This window comes from Thermodesulfovibrionia bacterium, assembly GCA_030646035.1.
GTDB lineage: Bacteria > Nitrospirota > Thermodesulfovibrionia > UBA6902 > UBA6902 > JACQZG01.
This window is the reverse complement of the sequence record JAUSMY010000008.1, coordinates 1-20,412: the sequence shown is the minus strand read 5'-3', so window position 1 is coordinate 20,412 and position 20,412 is coordinate 1. Positions and strand designations below refer to the sequence as shown.

The following is a 20,412-nucleotide window of genomic DNA, read 5'->3' as shown; positions in this document are numbered from 1 at the left end:
AGATGTAATGCATGGAAATATTAAATATTTATATTGACAGATTATTTAAATAGATATAAAATCTCAATCAGCTATTCCTTGAAATTCAATTGGGTATTGATCTTCGGAGGTGGAGAGTTGTCCGGTAATAATGATGGCGGTTTTAAGAATTCAAAAATAAATGTCTCGATAAATGAGAATTTTTACTTTAACAACAAACTGTCGCTTCCTACCGTTATCAAGGAATATGACAATATCGAGAAACTGCTGGTCTCATATAAGTATCTCTCCTGTATTACGATCCAGATCCCGGACCTTAGAAAGATAGAGCATCTCTACGGGAGCAACGTCTACCTTGACACTTTTAATCACCTCACCAATACACTTAAAGAGCTTAGAGAAGGCGAACTTCGCAAGTCCGACATATTCATTATTGATATATATGATGTTGATACTTTCGTGATCTTCCTCTCTTCTCCGAGGGAAGACAGCACCAATCTTTTATACCATCTTGAGAACATAGCTGAGCGGATCAGGATAAAACTGGAAGAGGCTGTCTTTACGCTGCTCTTTCCGTACCTTAAAGAATATTCCATACCCACGGTCGGGTATGCCCTTGAGATACAGAACCCTATGGTCAACAACATGCGCCTTATAATGCAGCTGGTAAATAATGCCAAGAAGATGGGCGAGTTCACGGCAATGAAGCAGGATTATACAGGCAGGTATGAACTTCAGAAGATAATAGTTGAGAAGAACCTGTCTACGGTCTTTCAGCCTATTGTAAATCTTAAAACCCTGGATATCCTTGGTTATGAAGCGCTTACAAGGGGCCCGGAAAATTCAAAATTCCATAATCCGCTTATCCTTTTTCTCCTGGCTACAAAATGCGGGCTCTCCTTTGAACTTGACAGCCTCTGCCGGAAAATAGCCCTTGAGAACGCACGCCATCTCGAAACTGACAAAAAGATATTCATTAACACTCTGAGCATGACCATTCATGATCCTGAGTTCCGCGGCGTGTATCTTAAGGATCTTCTTGATGACCTGAAGTTGAAGCCTGAAAATGTGGTATTCGAAGTCAGTGAAAAACTGGCAATTGATAATTACGCGCTCTTCAGGGAGGCGATGAAGGATTATTCAGACCTCGGGATCGTCCATGCAGGTGATGACATGGGAACCGGGTACTCCGGGCTGGAGAGGATCATGGAGCTGAATCCGGGATTTCTTAAGATAGATATCTCTTTCAGCCGGCTTATCCATAAAAGCTACATTAAGCAGGAGATAGTCAAGGCTATCGTCAATCTTGCCAAAAATATCAACTCTCAGCTTATTGCGGAAGGCATTGAAACAAAGGAAGAGTACGAGATGCTGCTGGATATCGGTGTTGAGTACGGGCAGGGCTATCTCTTTGCAAAACCATCTGCAGAGCTGGGAGGTATACAGAAGGATTTTTTGTAGGCCGGATCATTGAAACATACCTCTAATAAATAGACCTGACCCTGCCGGTGCGGCGGTCAAAGATTATTACATCAACCACATCGTCTTTGTTAATTATCTTTGCCTTGATGAACCGTCCCCTGTTCGTCTCTATCATTACTTTAAGCCCTTTTGCATGGTAATACTCCATAATGGCCTTATTCGCTCCTTCATTGCTCATTGGGGAATCGCATGTTCCGTACTCAGTGCATAACCGACAGGAATCACCATAAGGCGTCACCTCTTTACCCTCATGCCCGGCAAACGCAGAAGGGAAACAGGCAGACAAAATAATTATTGCTGCTGCAAATGCTATTACAATTTTTTTATGTGGGAGATGCATATATATATATACTATTATCTTGGTGAATAAAATATGAATATCTAACCTGCGATAAATTTTATAGTAAACTGCGAACCCATGCCAAGACTGCTTTGAAGCTCTATCTTGCCTCCGATAACCTCAGTAAGCTCTTTGACAATAGCAAGCCCGAGTCCGCTTCCGTCTGAATCCCTGCCTTTGTAAAATCTCTCAAATACTTTTGAGGCGTTATCCGCTGAAATTCCTCTGCCGGTGTCTTCAACTGTAAGGTAAAAGCCTGCCTTGCCTGACTCTTTACACTGATCCCAGCTTATGGTAATGCCGCCTTTGTCAGTATATTTATACGCATTTGTTAACAGGTTTTTTAATATGATATGAAACTTGTCCGGATATGTCATGACCTTCATTGAAGGTCCCTCGGCCTTTAAATAAAGCCCTTTTCCTTCTATGAGCTTGCGCATTCCATCTGTTACTGAAGAGATGATCTCCTTCAGGTTGACCTCCTGAAGTTCGCCCTTTTTAAAGAAGCTGGCTTCGGCGCTTGTCACATCTTTGATCCCTTCCACAAGCGATATGAGCCTCAGTATCTCGGCATTGATGTTTTTGATAACTGTACGCGGGTCGGAGATCACGCCGTCTTCGATCGCTTCCAGGTTCCCCTTGATTATCGTGAGAGGCGTTCTCAACTCGTGGGCTATGTTGGATGTGAGGTGCTTTCTCAGTGCGTCTTCTCGTCTCAGTGCCTCTGCCATATAGTTGAATGTGCTGGTGAGCCTGTCTATCTCATCATCGTATCTGAGCAGCCCTTTTTTATTCCGGTATGGAGCTTTTACAGAGAAATCACCCTTTGCGATATCCTCAGCAGATCTTGTTAAGCGCCTTATCGGCCTGGAAAGGGTAATGGTAAGCAGTATGGACAGGAATAACGCTCCCACTCCTGCAATTAAAAATGACAGGATAAGGAACTTCTTTCCCCTCTCCCTGAATATCTCTTCTTTATGGGGAAGCACGCCGACCCTTTCCAGCGGCCTTATATACAACTTTCCTATTTCATTGCCATCTACATAAAGCGGATACCAGATGAATTCGCCTGTTCCCTCCGGCAGTTTAAAAAAGGAGTGCATTCTCTTTGACATATTGTGCGGCAGATAAGAGAGCACTTCTGTGGAGGATATGATCCTATTGCCGGATATGTCTTCCACATAAGTTTCAAAACCCAGCATAATGCCCCAGTGGATAGAATTACTAAGGTGCGCCGTATTCCAGTCATTATCCATATAACTTCCTTCAACTGAGGACATCACCCAATAGACCTTGTCCTCCTCGGTTCCTTTGAGGAAGTTATTAAAATCACTGATGATAAACCTCTCGAAGACGGTATTGGAGAGAATGGCTAAAAAGATTACGAGCGTGAATGCAAGAAAAAGTTTAGTCCTCATCTGGCAGGCCGATAAATTTATAACCTACACCATGGACCGTTTTTATGTAGGAGGGGTTCTTCTGGTCATCCTCTATCTTGTGCCGGATATTCTTGATATGCGCATCTATCGTTCTGTCATATCCTTCATAGTCGTATCCGAGTATTACATTGACAAGCTGCAGCCGTGTAAATACCTGTTCAGGACGTTCCGCAAGACACCTGAGGAGGTTGAATTCTGTAGGCGTGAGAACCACATTTGCATTGCCCTTTGTCACCTGCAGTTTCTCAGAGTCAATAAGAAGGTTTCCGTTATTAAATTTGTGAACATTCTTCTTTCCGGTCCTCCTAAGGAGAGCCTTAACCCTTGCTACCAACTCCCTCGGGCTGAATGGCTTAACAACATAGTCATCAGCGCCTAAACCAAGCCCCTTTATCCTGTCTTCCTCTTCGCTTTTTGCGGTAAGCATAATGATAGGCAGATCCGAGTCATTTCGTATGGTCTTGCATATCTCCTCACCCTCCATATCAGGGAGCATCAGGTCAAGGATAACGAGGTCATAGCCGTTTTTCAGTAAAGATATCGCCTTAAGCCCTGATTCCGCAACTGTCACGTCAAAGCCGTCTTTTTCCAGATACGCGGTCACTATCTCGGCAATCTTTTTCTCATCTTCAACTATCAGTATCCTGCTCTTTTTCATGTTCAAATAATAGCACATTTCTTATGAAGTAGTTATGAAAAAAACTTTCTGTATATATCTGTAAACAGGGATCAGTTCTAAGACTCGGCTGCCTTGCCAATAGAGGGAGAAAATGCTAATCTTCTATACCATGGGGATTGCCGAAGCCCTGCATAACGTCCGGGAAAAGATAGTTAACGCCGCAGTCAAAGCCGGAAGGTCTCCTGATGAGATAAAGCTTGTCGCGGTCTCCAAGACCGTTGACATCAAAAGTATCAAAGAGGCGGTGAGATCCGGGGTATCCATTCTTGGTGAAAACAAGGTGCAGGAAGCTGTAGGCAAGATAACAGAATTCAGAGCTACCTCCCCCTTCATCCAGGGCGTCATAGGCGGCGTTGAATGGCATTTTATCGGCAACCTCCAGAAGAACAAAGCAAAGACTGCTGTCGGATTATTCGACCTTATTCATTCGGTAGACTCTGTATCCCTCGCAGAGGAATTAAACAGATGCTCAGGCAGCATGAATAAGGTACAGAGGGTGCTGGTGCAGGTTAAACTTTCAGACGAGACTGCCAAACACGGCATCAAAGAAGAAGAAGTAATCGGGCTACTTGAGAAAGTATCCAAGATGGATTATCTTAGACTGGACGGACTGATGACCATACCTCCTTTTTCCGAGGATTCTGAATTGGCAAGGCCCTACTTCATAAGGCTGAGAAGGCTTGCTGAAAAGGCAAGGACGAGAGGTTTCAACATCGCTCATCTCTCTATGGGCATGTCAAACGACTTTGAGGTTGCCATAGAAGAAGGAGCTACAATGGTTCGTGTGGGCAGTGCAATTTTCGGGGAAAGGAACTATTAAGGATATATCATGAAGATCGGATTTATAGGCGGCGGGAATATGGCTGAAGCTCTGATAAAAGGGATGGCCTCCAGCGGCATGAAGGATATAATCGTATCAGAGCCGAGGGAAGAGAGAAGGAATTTTCTGGAAGAGAAATACAGGATAACTACTACATCTTCCAACAAAGCAGTTGTATCCTCCTGCAATATAATCATCCTTGCGGTAAAGCCTCAGAATATGGAAGGCGTACTGAATGAGGTTGCCGGTGATATTGACGAATCAAAAACAGTTGTATCGATAGCAGCCGGTATCACGCTCGGTTATCTCTCTTCAAAACTAAAGACTGAAAAATTGATCAGGGTAATGCCTAATACACCTGCGCTTGTAGGAGAAGGGATGACTGTTTTATCAATGTGCGAATGTTTTTCAGGCAATGAAATATCAATTGTCAGGGAGATATTCATGTCTGTAGGAAAGGTGCTCACCCTGCCTGAAAAGCATATGAATGCGGTTACAGCGCTTTCAGGCAGCGGCCCTGCATTTTTCGCTCTGTTTACGGAAGCGATGATAGAGGCCGGTATCAGGAATGGGCTCAGCAAAGATGATGCTTCAACACTTGCAAACCAGACCCTTCTCGGCACCGCCAGACAGCTTGAGACAGGAATAACCCCTGCAAAATTAAGAGAGATGGTCACATCTCCCGGAGGGACAACCGCAGCCGGGCTGAAGGTCTTTGAAGACGGCGGCTTGCGTGACATCGTGCAGTCGGCTATCGATGCGGCAATTAAAAGGGCAGAAGAACTCGGGAGGAAAGAGTAGATGTTTATATTAGGCAACTTTCTTTATGCCGCAGCGTATGTTATTGACATAGCGCTGGGATTATATATGTGGGCGATAATAATTTCCGCGCTCCTGAGCTGGGTGAACCCTGACCCGTATAATCCTATTGTCAGGTTTTTGTATAGAATAACTGAACCTGTCCTCTATCCTATAAGAAGGCATATGGGTGGTATGGGCGGTTTAGACCTTTCACCTATGATCATAATACTTATTATCATGTTCATCAGGCGTTTTCTGATAGTGTCGCTTTTTGATATAGCCATGAGGCTTAAAGGTTGAAAATAATATGAGCTTTAATTACGGAGGAATAAGATGAGAATAACACCGCTTGATATTCAGCAAAAGCAGTTCGCAACCAAGTTCAGGGGCTTTGACATAGAAGAGGTCGATGCATTCCTTGAACATGTGAGGGAAGAGATGGAGGAGCTTCTGAGGGAGAATGCAAACCTGAGGGAAGATGTAAAGAGGTATGAGAAACAGCTGAAAGATTACAAGAGCATTGAGACCACGCTTAAAGATACTCTCATAGCGACACAGAAGATGGTGGAAGACTATCAGAACAATGCCAGGAAAGAGGCTGAGCTGATAAGGAAAGAGGCTGAGCTAAGAGCGGAAGAGATGATCCACCATGCTCAGGAGGGTGTCGTAAAGATACATGAGGATATCACCGACCTGAAGGGCGTAAGGACGCATTTCAAGGAAGAGCTTAAACGGCTGATAGAAAGCCATATGAGCATGCTGGAATTTGACAAGAAACGCGAGGAAGAGAGGCCGGATGAAGTTTAAAAGCCTCAAAGGCATTCTGGATGTATGCCCGCCCGATATCTTTATCTGGCACAAGATAGAGGATATATCCAGAGGCATATTTAAAAACCACGGCTTCTCTGAGATAAGGCTGCCGATAATCGAGTCGACAGATATATTCACAAGGAGCATCGGGGAAACCTCGGATATCGTTGAGAAGGAGATGTATACCTTTACTGATAAGGGCGGCCGAAGCGTAACACTGAGGCCCGAAGGCACTGCGCCATTTATCAGGGCTTATGTAGAACACCATCTTTACAACGAGCCTGCGCCTCAAAAGTATTACTACATGGGCCCGATGTTCCGTTACGAACGGCCTCAGGCAGGCAGGCAGAGGCAGTTCTACCAGATAGGTGCTGAGGCGCTTGGTGTTGAGGACCCGAAGGTAGATGCCGAGATAATCGCCATGCTCTCGCAGATACTTGAAGGCATTGGCTTAAAGAACCTGAATTTTCAGGTGAACTCCATAGGCTGTGCTCAATGCAGGCCTTCTTATATAGCAGCCCTGAGGGATTATCTGCAGGGTAAATTGGAAAGTTTCTGTGTTGACTGCAAAAGGCGCTTTGATACAAATCCCTTAAGGATACTTGATTGCAAAGTTCCGGCATGCATAAAAGAGAGAGAAGGTTCGCCTGCTGTTATCGGTCATCTATGCGAGGGATGCAATGAACATTTCAATGATCTTAAGCATTATCTGCAACTCCTCAATGTTCCGCACACAATCAACCCTAATCTTATAAGGGGGCTCGACTATTACACAAAGACGGCCTTTGAGGTGACAAGCGAATCACTCGGAAGCCAGAATGCCGTTGCAGCAGGCGGCAGATATGACGGGCTTGTTAAGGAGTTCGGCGGCCCGTCAACTCCTGGCATAGGCTTTGCCATCGGCATGGATAGGATCATCCCGCTTATAAAAGATTCAATGGATGCTCATGAAGGGCCTGATGTATTCATCTGCACACTTGGCAGGAAAGAGGCTGAGGCAGCACTTGTGCTTGCTGACCAGTTACGGAAAGAGGGTAAATGGATCGAGATAAATTATGAGCAAGCCTCTATCCGCAGCCAGATGAATAAAGCCAACCGCATAAAGGCGAAAAATGTAATAGTGCTTGGAGAAGATGAATTAAAGAGCAATACTGCTGAGTTGAAAGTAATGGATAGCGGGGAAAAGTCTAAAGTCTCATTAGATGTACACAGCATAATACAAGCCTTAAAAAAGTGATCTCCTTTGCACAAATTTATCAATAACTGTACAGGCGTTATCCTAGCAGGCGGCGAGAATACCCGGATGCCGGTGCCGAAGTCTTTCATTGAGGTTGATGGAAAAACTATCATCAAGAGAAATCTTGAGACATTCGGGCAGCTCTTTGAGAAAAATTATATCGTTACCAATCAGCCTGAACTTTACGCTCATCTTGATACGCCCATGTTTGGTGATATTTATGATATAAGAGGCCCGATGACCGGCATCTTTACGGCTCTGTTCAATTCATCAACTGAATGGATATTTGTCTCAGCCTGCGATATGCCTTTTATAAACAGGGAACTCATAACTTACATGGCAGGGATGAGAAAAAAATACGATGCCGTGGTGCCCGAATCCCCAGGAGGGCAGGGCGGGAATTATGCAGAGCCGCTATTTGCATTTTATTCCAGAAGCCTGCTGTTATCCATGGAGAAATCACTTCTCACCGGCAAAAAAGGGCTGAAAGATTTTTTAACAGGCAAAAAGGTAAAATACATCAATTCTAAAGAGGTGAATAAGGTTGATGCGGGAGCAAGGTCATTTATTAACCTCAATACTCCTGAAGATGTGAACCTTTATTTGCATTATCGGATATACTAAATTCTAATATGGATTCAGTAAGAAGGAGGATAATATGTTTGGTCTTGGAGCAACAGAACTAATAATAATACTGGTTATTGTCGTTGTGATCTTTGGCGGCTCAAAACTGCCGCAACTGGGAGACGGGATAGGCAAGGCGATAAGGAACTTCAAAAAGGCGGTATCAGGGCCTGATGAAATTGATGTAACTCCAAATAAAGAGAAAGACAGCAAGGACGAAAAAAAAGAGGGAACAAATTCATAAGTGAAGCTTCAAAGAGCTGTTGCTGAAATAAGCCTTAAAAACCTCTCCAGTAACTTAGAGCTTGTCAGAAAGAAGACAGGCGATCAAAATATCCTTGCCGTTGTCAAAGCCGACGCCTACGGGCACGGCGCGGTGGAAGTTTCAAAACACCTCCTCAAGAACAAGGTCACTATGCTCGGCGTAGCTTGCGCAAGCGAGGGTGTTGAATTAAGAGAGGCTGGAATAAAGGCTCCGATAGTTGTCTTCTTTGATACAAAAAATATTGACGCGTTCATTGAATATAACCTCAGGCCTGTAGTCTTTGACCTCAGCATCGCAAAGAAGATATCTCTTGCCGCAGCCAGGAAGAAAAAGCTGGTGCCGATCCATATCAAGATAGATACAGGCATGGGGCGCGTTGGTTTTGATCCTGAAAGCGCGCTGAAAGATGTTCCGAAGATAGCAGCTCTCAGCAACATCAAACTTGAAGGGATTATGAGCCACTTTTCTGAAGCAGACCTTAAAGACAAGCGTTTTGCCAATCAACAGATCAAACTTTTCAACCATGTCATAAACTCTCTTAAAGAGAAGCACATAATTTTTAAATATATTCACATGGCAAACAGCGCCGCTGTCCTGACCCTGCCAAAATCTCACTTCAATATGGTGCGTCCCGGCATCATGCTTTACGGATACGGCTGTTGTGAGAATGAAAAGCTTAAGCCTGTCATGAGCATCAGGAGCAAAGTTCTCTTTGTGAAAAGTGTGCCTGAGGGAACTCCGATAAGTTACAGCAGAACTTTTATTACAAAGAGAAAGAGCGCCATTGCAACCATACCCTTTGGTTATGCCGACGGCTATGACAGAAGGCTATCAAACATAGGCAAGGCCATCATTAATGGCAAATTCGCTCCGGTTGCGGGAAGGGTCTGTATGGATTCATTCATGGCGGACGTTACAAACATTCCTAATGTTACGCAGAAGAGCGAAGTTATTCTGATAGGTTCAAAAGGCAAAAACAGAATCACCGCGCAGGACATCGCCGACCAGATCGGCACCATCTCATACGAAGTCCTTACATCGATTGGCAAGAGAGTTGAGAGGGTTTATAAGTAGTTATTTCTTGCTAACACCTGCTGTTTTCTACTGTAACTATAAGCATAGTTAGAAAAATCAGGGCATGGTCACAACCTATTTCTTTTTCCTGATTCTTTACTGGATTATTACATTTTCCAATGTTACTACGCCGTCACTTATGGTCACATTGCCGTTTATGACGGTCTTGTTGGCAGTTGCATTGAAGTCACAGTCATATCCGCCTCTCAGTGTTATCGCCTTGTTAACATTGAATATAAGGTTCTCATTGAATGAATCATCCTGGAAACGGATGTCATCTCCTTCTGATGAATCATTATACGCTGGCTGAAGGGATGTGTAATATGAAGTTCCAGCGCCTGTGACCTTTACTGGTGACAGGCATGATGTAGCGCTTATATAATTCAGCCTTGTTAGTGAATTAGTGCTGCCGTCTGAATCTGTGACTGTAAGCTTTACGGAATATGTTCCTGTACCTGCATATTCATATGAAGGGTTTAATAATGTCGAGTCAACAGTAGCGTTATTGTCAAAGTCCCATTCGTATGTCAGCGGTGTGTCATAGCCTGTTGAGCTGTTTGTGAAGGTTACGGTAAGAGGTGCCCTGCCGCTTATGGGATTGCCGGTAAAGCCTGATGTCGGTGAGGTGTCTGATATCACCGCTGTTGTTGTAGCCTCTGATGTTGCGGCCATAGCATCAGTTACCCTCAGCTTGATCGTATATGTGCCTTGCTGTGTGTAGGTATGGCTCTGTGAAGATGATGCAGAGCTGTAGACGTATGTCCCGTTGTTGTCAATGTCCCATTCGTATGTTGAGATATTGTTATTCGGGTCGCTTGAGGCTGAACCGTTGAGTGTTACAGCCACTCCCTCAGTCCCTGCGTACGGCCCGCCTGCGTTTGCGGTTGGAGCAATGTTAGTGTCAGGTGTTGAAGGGTTGCAGTCATCGTCTATTGTGTTGCCGAAGGTTTCGGAAGCTCCGGGATTGATTGCAGCGGTTGTATCATCGCAGTCTCCCTGATTCTCCGTGTATCCGTCTCCGTCGTTGTCCACGGCAAGGTCTGTCGTGTTAAAAGTAAACGCTCCGAGATCATTCAATAAACACGGCCTTCTCCACCAGCCGGTTGAAGGGCAGAGCGTAGCGTCATATCCCCTCCATCCGTACCTGTGGGTTGTCGCTATGCCTGAATTGAGTTTTTTGATGTCAACAGCTCCTCTGTTGTCTGCCTCAAGTATCAGGTCATAAAGGCTGCTGCCTGTGATTGTGTCATTGTTAAATGAGAAGGTTGATATACTTGTTAAGTTCGTATCTGCGTTTACAACCACCCCGCCGCCGTTTGATATATTTGTAAGCGATGTGCAGGCAGCTGGAACAGTATTGTTCAGTATAGAATTATTAGATGAAGTCAGGTTTATTTGAGAGTTATAAAACCCGTCTTCGCTGTTTTCACTCACCCCCAGATAGACACCAGCTCCCGCCACTGCCTTATTGCCTGAGATCGTATTGCCTGTTAACGTGATATTGCTGATTGTGTCACTATTAACTGTAAAACCTATACCGCCCCCGTATGCAGGCCCTCCAATATCGTCAGATTGTATAAAACATTCAGCATAAGTGTTGTCTGTGGTGCTGTTGTTTGTGACGGTATTGCCTGTGACCGTAAGGTTCTGAATGCTGTAGTTCCCGTCGTTGTAAAAAAACATCCCTACGCCGAATCTGGCGGTGTTGTCATGGATATTATTGTTATACACCGTCGCTGTCAGCTGTCTGTAGTGGCCGGGTGAGCGGAAGAGGATGCCGCCTGAATCATAGTCTGCATGATTACCATAGATATCGTTGCCGCTTAATGTCACATCAATATCATTATTCTGAGCCTCTATCGTCATGGCGCCGCCGCCGCTCCACGGCCCGGTCGCCTGGTTGGCCGTAAATATATTGTTCAGGAGGCTGAGAGTTATAATGTATGACGCTGTGTTGCTGCCGGCATAAAGGCCGGCTCCATAACTCGAGGCACCGTTCTGTATCTTCAGGTCTTTGATAGTCAGGTTCAGGGCGGCATCAGCCGGGTCTATATTAATGACCCTACCCGCACTGTTTCCGTCTACAGTTGTAAGTGCAGGGTCTGCGGTATGGCTGTGGGTCACGAAATCCCACCCGCCCTCTATGCTGTATGTACCTCCCTTTAAGAAGCTCAAGTTCTCCGTGTAGGTGCCCTGCGCAACAAATATCGAGTCACCGTCAATAGCCGCATCAATGGCGGCCTGTATCGTGGCATATTCCGACGGGACACATCTGGTTGAGGCAGGGCTGCATATATCATCAAGTGTGGCAGGATCACAGTCGTCGTCAATGCCGTTGCCGGGTATCTCTGCAGCTCCGGGGTTTACATTTGCATCATCATCGTTGCAGTCTCCCTGCGCCACAGAGTAACCGTCTCCGTCAGCATCATTTAATGGGACCGATTTGTTCGTAGTGTACATGACGGCAGAAGGCATATGGTAAGGTTCCGTATATTCCTTGAAAACAATATGCACCTTGTCAGCGGAGTCAATTGCAATATCACATCTTCCTGCGTAATCTACTGAAGCCACATCCTCAGTATGCAATACTGCTCCGTCGTAATAACTGTGAGTTAATGTGCCTTTGACTGAATCGTATCCGCAACTGTGTGTATTGCCAAGTGAGTCGAGATTCTTATTTGAGTTGTACTGATAAGCAAAGGTATCATTCACATGCAGTGTGTCTGTTTCATCATAAGCAATAGATACTCGTTCCCATTCAAAATAGCACTCACCAGTTCCCGTAAAATCAGTAGAGTACTGATAGGTTCCGCTTGGATCTACTCTTGCCACTACACAGTGCATAGAATCCAGCTTGATGATGTAGGCAAAATGAGCAGTGTCTGCTGAATCCAGAGCAATGGAGATATCCAAGATAGACCTTCCGCTGCCGACAGCACTTACAGGCCATGCTCTATAGTAGCCTTCAATTATTATCTCTTTACTGGCTTCATTAGGGTCATTAGAGGGAATAATAAGAGAATCCGTATACGTATATGCGGATGCAGGGTCGATCCTCAATGTTATGACACAGGTATCATTAGGAGCCACTGCAGTTCCTGAGCAGGTATCGGAAACAATGCTGACCGGGGCCGGCGGTGAGGTGATAGTTCCTATAAGCAGGTCCTCATGCCCGTCATTAGTTACAGTAACCGTCTGTTCGGTAGAGACCTCCATTATTGTATTGAAATATATAAACTCCATATCAACTGTAATTTCAGGGCCTATCTCTGATCCGCTCAGGCTGACTGTAACCTCGCTGTTAATAGGGTCATTTGAGCTAATGATGATTGGGTCAGAAAATGTGCCCATATATGGCGGGGTGAACCTGACATCAATTGTGCAGGACGCCAGAGGCGCAAGCTCCGCCCCTGTACAGGTCTGATATATAATGCTGAATTCTGATGAAGATAAAGCGACTGAATTGATCACAAGATTTTCAGTACCATAGTTGCTTACTGTAACTGTGCTGTCAGCCGAACTCCCCAGGTACACACTGCCGAAATCTATATTTAATGGGCTCACATAGGTATTGGGGCCGATCCTGGATAATGTGTTATCAAATATTGAGACCAGCATATCGCTTGAACCATTATGTATAGTATTATACGCACCTGCAGCTACAGGATAATCAGGTGAACTGGTACTCCCTGAAATAATGATATTGTCTGAAGGATCTATCAATAATCCACGGCCCGAATCCCCGGAACTTCCACCGACAAACGAGGATGCAAGAAGGCTGGTAAGGTCACTGTTAAATTTGGATAGAATAATATCATAAGCGCCGCCATTGTATGTGGCATCAAAAGTCCCGGGAGTAACGGGATAATCAATTGAATTTGTAGTTCCGGAGAGAAATACATTACCTGATGAATCCAGGGCCAAGAGCCGCACACTCTCAGTGGAACCTCCACCTATATAAGTTGATGCAAGAAGACTCGCAAGGCTGCTGTCAAGTTTGGAAATAACAAAATCAAAACCGCCATTATGTGTGGTATCATAAGCCCCCGGGGTAGTTGGATAATCAGTTGAAGATGTCCTTCCCGTAATAAATACATTACCTGATGGATCCAGGGCCATCACTACATCATACTCAGAGGAGCTTCCACCTATATAAGTTGATGCAAGAAGAGTCGTGAGGCCACTGTCAAATTTGGATATGAAAAGATCATTCAAATAGCCGCTATAAGCCCCCGGTGTTGTCGGGTAATTATTTGAAAGCGTCTCTCCTGAGACAAATATATTACCTGAAGAATCTATGGCAACAGATTCTCCTTGATCATTTCTGCTTCCTCCGATATATGAAGATGCAAGAAGGGTTGTGAGATCGCTGTCAAGCTTGGATATGAAAGCATCAAGAGAACCATTATATGCTGTATCAAAAGCTCCGCCTGAGGTCGGATAATCTGCACTTTTGGTATATCCTGTAATAATGACATTACCTGATGAATCTACAGCTATGGAATTACCGCGTTCATCCAGAGTCCCGCCAAGAAACGTTGATGCGATAAGAGTCGTAAGATCATTGTCAAATTTGGATATAAAGGAATCAGTATTAGAATGGTTTGAATTAATTATGGTATCAAATGCTCCGGACGTGGTCGGATAATCTACACTTCTGGTATATCCTGCAATAATGACGTTATCTGATGAGTCTATTGCAATGTCTAGTGGATATGTACCCCAACTGCCGATAAAGGTGGATGCCAGGAGGCTCGTAAGGTCACTGTTAAGCTTGGATATAAAAATATTTCCATAAGAGTCAGGAAGTGTTGTATCAAAAGCCCCCGGGGTCGCTGGGTAATCAGTGGAGTAAGTCCGTCCTGCAATAAATATATTGCCTGATGAATCCTGAGCGATCATCCCTTCAGACTCAGAGGAACCTCCGCCGAGAAAAGTAGATGCCAGCAAGGGGTCTATAACAAGCGGCCTTGTATGGTCATATTCTCCAACTTCAAAACCATAACTTGCAGAACCATCTGAAACCATATATGCCACCTGCACACGCTTTTGCTCTCCACCTGTCTCCTGATAGGCGACAGGTGCTGTCATCTTTACTATGCCCAACCCTGTCTTTATCTCAAGCTCCCCATCTTCATTAACAGCTAAACCGCTTGCTCCTTTGAGGTTGAGCTTTATCTCCTCTACCTTGCCTTCGGGATAGACTGTGAAGAGCTTCTCAATATTATTTCCATATGCCTTAAGCTTCAATTCAATACCTTCATAAACCTCTCCAACACTCACCTCCTGCCATGTCGAGATATCCGTCCTCCACTCCTCCTCTGCTCCGCCAAAGTAACTGACCTTTGTAACAGCCTTATCAATACCTTCAATCTTCAGGGGCCCGGGACGATCAAGGCTCTCCATTATTGAGACTGTTACAAAAGATGGTGCCTGATCATTATCACTACCCTCACGGCCGCCTGCAGATCTTGTAAGACTGTAAACGATATCACCGTTATCAGTTATGAAGACCGTGCCGGCAAATGTGTTTGCATAGAAAACGACAGAACTCTCACCTATTTGTCCCTTATTTTCAATAAATGGGATCTGAATGCCGAAGATCTTCTTCGCTGATTCGGGGTTCTCCAGACTCGCAAAAGAAGTTGATGCATTAAGACTTAAAGAAAGAATCAGTACTGCCGTTATGAGTATGGTCTTGTTTAACAAGATAATTATTTTTTTTTAAAAAGGATCGGTATAAGGAGTGCGGTTCTTTTCAACGTATCCTCCGGGATGAATAATTATTTATAACTCTGATTAAGTTAAACCGGTAACCGCTATTGTTGAGTGGCTATATTTAGTAAAACAATAACGATATTAAGCGGATTTGTCAATGTAATTCTATATGCGAGGTTGCGCTAATTCAGAACTGTAAACCTAAAGGGGAAGCTTATGATGAAACCTTGTTATTTTAAGAATACAAAACCAATTTACTGGATTATTACATTTTCCATTGTTACAACACCGTCACTGATGGTCACATTGCCGTTTATGACTGTCTTATTGGTTGTTGGATTGAAATCACAGTCATATCCGCCCCTCAGCGTTATCGCCTTGCTGGAATTGAATATAAGGTTTTCGCTAAATGAAACATTCTGGAAACGGATGTCGTCTCCTTGCGATGAATCAATATATGCAGACTGAATATAGGTATGGTATGAATTAACCGCACCTGTGATCTTTACAGGTGAATAGCATGAGGTGGCGCTTATATAGCTCAGCCTTGTCAGCGAATTGGCGCTGCTGTCTGAATCTGTGACTGTAAGCTTTACAGCATATGTGCCTGCGTTTGTATAGTCATATGAAGGATTTGACAATGTCGAGTCAACAGTTCCGTTGTTGTCAAAATCCCATTCGTATGTAAGCGGCGTGTCATAGCCTGTTGAGCTGTTTGTGAAGCTTACGGTAAGCGGCGCTCTCCCGTTTGTTGTGTTGCCGGTAAATCCTGCTGTCGGTGAAGTGTCAGAAATGACGGCTGTTGTGGTAGCCTCTGATGTTGCGGCCATAGCATCAGTTACCCTCAGCTTGATCGTATATGTACCTTGCTGTGCGTATGTATGGCTCTGTGAAGATGATGCTGAACTGTAGTCGTATGTCCCGTTGTTGTCTATGTCCCATTCGTAAGTAGAGATATTGTTATTCGGGTCGCTTGAGGATGAACCGTTAAGTGTTAAAGATGATCCTTCAGTCCCTGCGTACGGTCCTCCTGCGTCAGCAAAGGGCGCTGTATTAACGGCAAAGGTGCCGTTTAGGGAAAGGATATGGCCTGTTATCATTTCACCCGCTTCAATGACTTCATCACCATCTGTCGTCAGGGTCACCACACTTTTCGGGGACTGATACTTGCCCATCCAGTCGGCTTGCAGTATCCAGGTCCCGCTGAGCAGTGGGAGCCTGAACTCCCCGTTTGCGTTCACTTCCGTCTTGGCCTGAACAGATCCTACGGAAGACTGGCCGGCTCCGTTGAATGCGTTGTCAGTACTCGCTAAAATCACAGTCCCTGCAGGGGCAAGAGTCGTCCCGTTAGCAAGGTAGGCTACCCCTTCAATTGCGCCATCGGCGTAATACGTCGATAAAGAGACCTGCTTTGTCTCACCCGGCACAAGGGTTACAGATACCGTAGAGGCGGGCACGATATCTTTCTGCACTCCTCCTATCATAACTGGTTTATTGTGACATCGCATGCATGTCCCTATCTCCCAGTCACCCGGTTCCAGCCCGATAGACGCACTCCCCAGGCTGTCTGTAAATCCTGCATTATGCAGGCTCCGGAGCGGCGGGGATGCCGTGTTTATCCTTCTCGCATAAATAAGGGCGTTTTCTACTGCATTTATTCCGGTCTCATCTTTGACAGTACCCTGTATCCATGCAGTCTCCTGATGCACCGTGAAGTTGATGACAGGAATGGAGGTATCTGAAGATGCCTGAAACGGATTGCCATCCGTCCATCCGTTATTCCATGAGAAATTGGTTGCCGTAAAGTTCTCACAATCCAGATCACAGTAGACCTTCGCCCCATTATTTCCGCTGCCTGAATTGTCAATAACGGTCGCTCCGGTTCCTTCATTAAACCTCCAATACCCTTTCAGTATGCTGTTGTCAATCCCGCAGGCGCCGCTGCCGGGAAGCAGTTCGCTGTTCATGCACTGTGCGACATCAGATACGGTACGGGCGACCTTCCAGAACCTTACCTCATCGATAACGGCAAGGAGCCGCGACCTTGGGCTGATATAGTTAGGGTCCTGGATATTCTTCCAGTCGTTCCCGGTTCCGGTATCTACACTGACTATCTGTGACTCTCCGATAACTTCATTCACAGGATTCCCGCTGTTGCCCAAGTCCAGCGCATCAGAAAAGTTCCCTGCTGTTGAGCCGCAGTTCTGATATGTCCCGTTGACATACATATCGACATGCGGCATCTCCGATTCTCCAGCGTCGCTCCCGACCAGGACGGCCTCGGTATTCCATGAACCTGCCTGCCCGCTGGAATGCATAAGGTCGCCGGTGCGCTGTTTCAGGAAACTGATATGGATGTCGCCTGCGCCATCAATGGCTATCGATGCCCCTCCTGTCTCGATGTCAGAAGTTGTGGGGTTTATCGGAGTTGTCACCCATGCCCCCGGACTGCTGTCCACAGTCTCTGTTTGCCAGGAACCGGAAGCGTTTGTGGCATATTTGAGCGTTTGACCGGCTGCATCAAAATATGTGATGTGAGGTTTATTAGCAGCGTCAGTTATAAGAGATGTGTGAGTACCGGCATCACCCGTGCTGTCCACGACCGTATTTACCCAGGAACCGGAAGCGTTTGTAGCGTATTTCAGGCGCTTATTCGCAGCATCATAATAGCTTATATGTATCTTGTCCGCAGAGTCTGTCGCTAAGGATGAAAATCTTCCAACGAGTCCGGTGTCAATGAATGTGCATGCCCAGTCGGATGAACCGCCGGTGCCGGCACAGGAACCTCCACCAGGAGTAACGCCTCTTCTGGTGGCATACTTCAGATCTTCGCTCAGCCCGCCATTGTATGTCCTTAGATAACTGATATGCGGGTTGCCTGAAGAATCGAGCTTGATGGATGTATAGCGGCCTGCCGTGTTCGCGGAGTCCACTACCGTGTGTTGGAAGCTGCCTGAAGCGTTTGAAGCAAACATGAGATCGCTGTATGCGGTGCCTGAGGTGGTGTCTTTCTGCCGGAAGTAACTGATATACACCTTGCCCGATGAGTCCAGTACGATAGAGGTGTATTTGCCGACATTGCCACCCACTCCTCCGTCATCCACTATTTCAGCAGCCCATGAGCCTGATGCGTTCGTGGCGTACATCAGGCTGAGATCGGTTGCGTCATGGTAACTGATGTGCACCTTGCCCAAGGAGTCCAGAGCGATAGAGGTGAATTGCCCGACATTACCTGCACTGCTGGCCGTTTCGGTTATCCATGAGCCTGATGAGTTAGTGGTATACAACAGGTCGCCATGGTCCGCATCGTAATGGCTGATGTGCAGATTTCCGGAAGCGTCAACAGCGATGGATGAGTTTATGCCGACATCATATGTGTTGCAGGCGGCATGGACTGCGGAGTGGTCTTCATTGACAAGCGTTGCAGCTATATGCGTCCAGATGCCGTTCTGAAGGGTGAACCGGCTGTCAATGTTGTACGTAGCAAGCCCGTCCTTCTTCATTGCGAACTTCGGGATGCTGTTGTTCACATACATGAGGATACCGCGATGGTCCACTGCGCGAGAGAATATGCCGCCGTTGAGGCTGTTGGCGGAGTTTCTCTTTACCCATGCCTCAATCGTGAACTCGGTATCTGCGAGGTTTGGAAGGCTTTGGCCGAGGCCGACATACCCGACCTCTTCGTCATGGCCCGTATCTGGAGGCGCTTCACTGAAATCAAGCGCGTACTGTCCGTTATCAGCTGAACCGGGTGATGTCTCCGGGGTAATGAAAGCGCCGCTGCTGTAGTTATGTAACGGGATGAGAGAGCCGAAATATCCGTCTGGTTCGTTTACCCCAAGAAACCACTCAACGCCGCCCGGAAGCGGCAAGGCATAGCTTCCGTTTGCATCTGTCAGGGCCTGGCTATATCTCCCATCCGTTGACCGGGCCCATATCTCCGCCCCTGCCACTGCGGAGGTGCTTCCCTGCTCGGTCACTGTTCCAGTGAGTTGCGGGATAAGGTAAATGATATAGCTGCCGATACCTGAGGCTGGTACGGTTATGCTGCCTGTATCACTTAAGTGCCCCTGTTTTCTGGTCTCGATATAGTATTCCCCCGCAGAAGGTATCTGCAATGTAAACAAGCCGTTTCCGTCTGTGATGGCGGAGCCACCTCCTGCCGCTGATATGCAGGCGACTGCGGCATTGGCTACCGGTGTAAGGGTTCCCGCCTTATAGACGGTGCCGCTTACGGTCATGGGCCCGGATGCCGGTGCGACACTGAACCGGGCGGTCGCGGATGCATTCATGGAGTCCAGGACACGCACAATGAAATTGCCGGGCGGCAGAAAGCCGCCGTAACCTGAAAAGGGGTTCAGGACAGCGGTAATACTTGCTGGAGCAGGGTCTCCATCCCATGTGAGAAGTTCATTAAATGTGTTGCTCCCGTTATCAGTTATGGGGCCATTGATAATGGGCCACTCATCTGAATCGATGATGCTGTTATTATTGAAGTCGTTATAGATACTAAGCTCAACTGACACCCCTGCCGCAGATGCTTCCGTAGTGAAGGTAAATCCGGTCGGCGTGTCTGCCGGGGCGGATACGGGGTTGACCGATATTAATGCTGCCTCAGGCGAGGCCACGGGCAATATTGATAGCAGGAAAACAAGTATCAGCACAAACTGCAAAGCTTTCAGCCCTTGCAGTTTACAGTGGGTGCATGTGCTATCTGTCGCGGTATTAGGAATATTCATTAAGATTTAAAAGGAGAGTCTGTGTATATCAACTTCAATATACATGGTATTGTAACATACCGAAATAAGACTCTATAGTCAAAAGACACCTCTCCTGCTGCCAACTTCCAATAACAGAATACAAACAACCTTAATGCAAATAAATTTCAGCAGATGCGAGGCTGTTCTTTAACTTTAACGCCTTTTCAAGGTCAGCCACCTTTCCTGACAGCTCTGATATAGTCTTCTGCTGCTGAAGAAGAACCTTTTCGGACTGCTCGGATATCTTCTGCTGCTCCTGCACAACCTTTGTCAGTACAGCCACTATGTCCATGGGGTCGAGGCTCTTTCTGTCATATGTCGCAAGCATGTCAGGCACATCCTCTGCGATAAACCCCAGATGCCCGTCCTTGTCGTCTGCCTTGT

The 20,412-nt window shown here is 46.0% G+C and carries 15 protein-coding genes; 9 read left to right on the top strand and 6 right to left on the bottom strand.

What is annotated here, in order from left to right; all coding sequences use genetic code 11:
• Positions 1 to 78 precede the first annotated feature (78 nt).
• A complete protein-coding gene (locus tag Q7U10_00420) occupies positions 79 to 1,440 on the top strand; it encodes an EAL domain-containing protein (protein MDO8281085.1) in 1,362 nt (453 codons plus the stop codon).
• A gap of 22 nt (positions 1,441 to 1,462) precedes the next feature.
• On the opposite strand, the gene Q7U10_00415 is transcribed toward Q7U10_00420, so the two are convergent.
• The 3 genes from Q7U10_00415 to Q7U10_00405 are packed head-to-tail and all read right to left on the bottom strand — an operon-like array spanning position 1,463 to position 3,898.
• On the bottom strand, positions 1,463 to 1,801 hold the full coding sequence (locus tag Q7U10_00415) for a hypothetical protein (GenBank protein MDO8281084.1): 339 nt from the start codon (positions 1,799 to 1,801) through the stop codon (positions 1,463 to 1,465).
• Between the two features lie 41 nt (positions 1,802 to 1,842).
• Positions 1,843 to 3,219, bottom strand: a complete 1,377-nt coding sequence (locus tag Q7U10_00410) for a HAMP domain-containing sensor histidine kinase (protein MDO8281083.1) — start codon at positions 3,217 to 3,219, stop codon at positions 1,843 to 1,845.
• Positions 3,209 to 3,898 (bottom strand): response regulator transcription factor, encoded by a 690-nt coding sequence (locus tag Q7U10_00405; protein ID MDO8281082.1) that lies wholly within the window; start codon positions 3,896 to 3,898, stop codon positions 3,209 to 3,211. Before Q7U10_00405 ends, Q7U10_00410 begins: the two co-directional genes overlap by 11 nt.
• Positions 3,899 to 4,010: 112 nt before the next feature.
• On the opposite strand from Q7U10_00405, the gene Q7U10_00400 reads away from it, so the two are divergent.
• From Q7U10_00400 to alr, 8 genes are read left to right on the top strand one after another with little or no spacing between them, the layout of a single operon-like run.
• Positions 4,011 to 4,739, top strand: a complete 729-nt coding sequence (locus Q7U10_00400; protein MDO8281081.1) for a YggS family pyridoxal phosphate-dependent enzyme — start codon at positions 4,011 to 4,013, stop codon at positions 4,737 to 4,739.
• 9 nt (positions 4,740 to 4,748) lie between these two features.
• Positions 4,749 to 5,540 carry a pyrroline-5-carboxylate reductase gene (gene proC / locus Q7U10_00395; protein ID MDO8281080.1) on the top strand — a complete coding sequence of 264 codons (792 nt, stop codon included), beginning with the start codon at positions 4,749 to 4,751 and terminating at the stop codon, positions 5,538 to 5,540.
• Positions 5,541 to 5,840, top strand: coding sequence for a YggT family protein (locus Q7U10_00390; GenBank protein ID MDO8281079.1), 300 nt, complete (start codon positions 5,541 to 5,543; stop codon positions 5,838 to 5,840). It abuts the gene before it with no gap.
• Positions 5,841 to 5,873: 33 nt separating this feature from the next.
• Complete coding sequence (locus Q7U10_00385) at positions 5,874 to 6,347, top strand: DivIVA domain-containing protein (GenBank protein MDO8281078.1); 474 nt, start codon at positions 5,874 to 5,876, stop codon at positions 6,345 to 6,347.
• Positions 6,337 to 7,587 carry a histidine--tRNA ligase gene (gene hisS, locus Q7U10_00380; protein ID MDO8281077.1) on the top strand — a complete coding sequence of 417 codons (1,251 nt, stop codon included), beginning with the start codon at positions 6,337 to 6,339 and terminating at the stop codon, positions 7,585 to 7,587. The genes Q7U10_00385 and hisS overlap by 11 nt, the downstream gene beginning before the upstream one ends.
• Positions 7,588 to 7,593: 6 nt before the next feature.
• Complete coding sequence (locus Q7U10_00375; GenBank protein MDO8281076.1) at positions 7,594 to 8,211, top strand: molybdenum cofactor guanylyltransferase; 618 nt, start codon at positions 7,594 to 7,596, stop codon at positions 8,209 to 8,211.
• A gap of 34 nt (positions 8,212 to 8,245) precedes the next feature.
• Positions 8,246 to 8,455, top strand: a complete 210-nt coding sequence (gene tatA, locus Q7U10_00370) for a twin-arginine translocase TatA/TatE family subunit (GenBank protein MDO8281075.1) — start codon at positions 8,246 to 8,248, stop codon at positions 8,453 to 8,455.
• Positions 8,456 to 9,550 (top strand): alanine racemase, encoded by a 1,095-nt coding sequence (gene alr, locus Q7U10_00365; protein ID MDO8281074.1) that lies wholly within the window; start codon positions 8,456 to 8,458, stop codon positions 9,548 to 9,550.
• 96 nt (positions 9,551 to 9,646) lie between these two features.
• Here the strand turns inward: alr and Q7U10_00360 are convergent, their stop codons facing one another.
• The 3 genes from Q7U10_00360 to Q7U10_00350 form a co-directional block, all read right to left on the bottom strand.
• Positions 9,647 to 15,259: an SBBP repeat-containing protein gene (locus tag Q7U10_00360; protein ID MDO8281073.1), complete on the bottom strand. Its 5,613-nt coding sequence runs from the start codon at positions 15,257 to 15,259 to the stop codon at positions 9,647 to 9,649.
• Between the two features lie 263 nt (positions 15,260 to 15,522).
• Complete coding sequence (locus Q7U10_00355) at positions 15,523 to 19,932, bottom strand: PKD domain-containing protein (GenBank protein ID MDO8281072.1); 4,410 nt, start codon at positions 19,930 to 19,932, stop codon at positions 15,523 to 15,525.
• 205 nt (positions 19,933 to 20,137) lie between these two features.
• The coding region (locus Q7U10_00350) for a hypothetical protein (protein MDO8281071.1) at positions 20,138 to 20,412 on the bottom strand (275 nt) is incomplete at its 5' end.